The sequence below is a fragment of the Sedimentibacter acidaminivorans genome, from assembly GCF_017873955.1.
In the GTDB taxonomy this organism is placed as follows: domain Bacteria; phylum Bacillota; class Clostridia; order Tissierellales; family Sedimentibacteraceae; genus Sedimentibacter; species Sedimentibacter acidaminivorans.
In genome coordinates this window covers 1-1,659 of record NZ_JAGGKS010000019.1, presented here as the reverse complement: position 1 = coordinate 1,659, position 1,659 = coordinate 1, and the positions used below count along the sequence as shown (strand labels likewise).

Sequence of the window (1,659 nt, the reverse complement as noted above, 5' to 3'; positions counted from 1 at the left end):
AAGTGTGAAAAAAGACTGTGGTTTTTGTGTAACTTTAACTAAGGGTTCGTAGAACCCAATAAAAAAATTTGATTAATTAATTATCGTTGCAATTTTTCTTAATAAGAGAAATATCGTATCCTTGTTGTTGAAGATAGGCAAATACATTTGCTTCATTCAGAGCAACTTTGCCAACATGATGATGCGGATCCATCAATTCCGTATAATCAGTTGGGTTAAAAGGTTTTTCTTCTGAGATCATGTGATAAATACAAACAAGCATCATACGAGCTATTGCAATAACCGCCTTTTTATGACCACGACGTTTCTTGATATGTTGATATTTGACTGCAAAGTAAGGCTCTTTCTTGCTCTTTACTGCAGCTAACGCACATTGAACTAATAAAGGTTTGATATATTGTCCTGCTTTACCAATTTTGACAGACTTTTTCTTGCCAGCACTTTCATTGTTGGCAGGAGCTAGTCCAGCCCATGATATAAGATGTTTTGCATCTTCAAAGACTGACATATCAATACCTATTTCAGCAAGAGTGAAAGTGGCAGAAATTTCAGTCATACCAGGCATAGAAGCAATCAACTCAACAAGATGCCAATAGGGTTTAATCCTAATATAAAGCTCAACTTCTGTTTTGGTAATCATCTCATCAAGGTAATTAAGATGATCACGAGCAAGTTCCATTTTCAAACGTTGATCAGCTTCAATAGTATATCCGTTGATAGCAGCAATGATATCATTCGATTTAGCTTTTGCACCTTTCTTAATCAATTTACGACAGGCTTTTTCATCAAAAGATTCTGACGTATGGGTGAGAAGATAAGATATAATTTCAGTAGCTGTTTTACCAAAAGGATCAGAAAGAATACTAGCAATACCAATATTTGAAACAGTCATAGAGTTTTGAATACGGTTTTTCTCAGAAGATTTCATACACACAAGTTTAAAGCGATAACGGCTTATTTCACGTAATTCCCTTATATCTTTAGGAGGAATAAAGGAGTTTCTGACTAAGTCAAACTTGTAAAGGTCTGCTATCCATTTTGAATCTTTCTTGTCTGTTTTTTTACCTTTGATAGCCCTAACATATTTGGGATGTGTAAGGCAAACATCAATATCAGTTTCAAGGTAATTAAAAATTGGAATCCAATACTTACCGGTGGATTCCATACAGACGTGATAGCAGTTATTATCGATTAGCCAGTTGTGAAAATTTTTAATATCATAATTGATGGTTGAAAAGGATTTTTGCTGATAATTGGCAATACCAACATCATCGGTAGAAACGATGGTTGCAACAAAGATATTTTTGTGGACATCAACGCCACAACAGATGGGGTAAACTAACTTCATCAAAAGAAACACCACCTTTAAAGATTATAAAAAAGGAACAGCAACATTGACTGTCATCCAGAGTCTTATTAAATGGTTTAATAACCAAAGATAAGTGTACGGGCTCAATGTCCCACTTGTTTGTACTTGTAAGGATGACGGCACATATAATTATACGGGGTCGAAATAAATTTCGCCACTCCTCCTCCCGTGCTCTGTAGTATATTGCTGTTCCATAAGAAGATTTTAATACAAATAGAGGAGGGGCGCAACCATTTTTTCATAACTTGTTTGTGCCTTGAGCGAAGCGAAAGGAATGGTAAAAATTATGA

The 1,659-nt window shown here is 35.1% G+C and carries 1 protein-coding gene; it reads right to left on the bottom strand.

Translation table 11 applies throughout. From position 1 onward, the window contains the following. Window positions 1–76 precede the first annotated feature (76 nt). Window positions 77–1,351, bottom strand: a complete 1,275-nt coding sequence (locus J2Z76_RS16460; protein WP_209513153.1) for an IS110 family RNA-guided transposase — start codon at window positions 1,349–1,351, stop codon at window positions 77–79. Window positions 1,352–1,659: the final 308 nt, after the last annotated feature.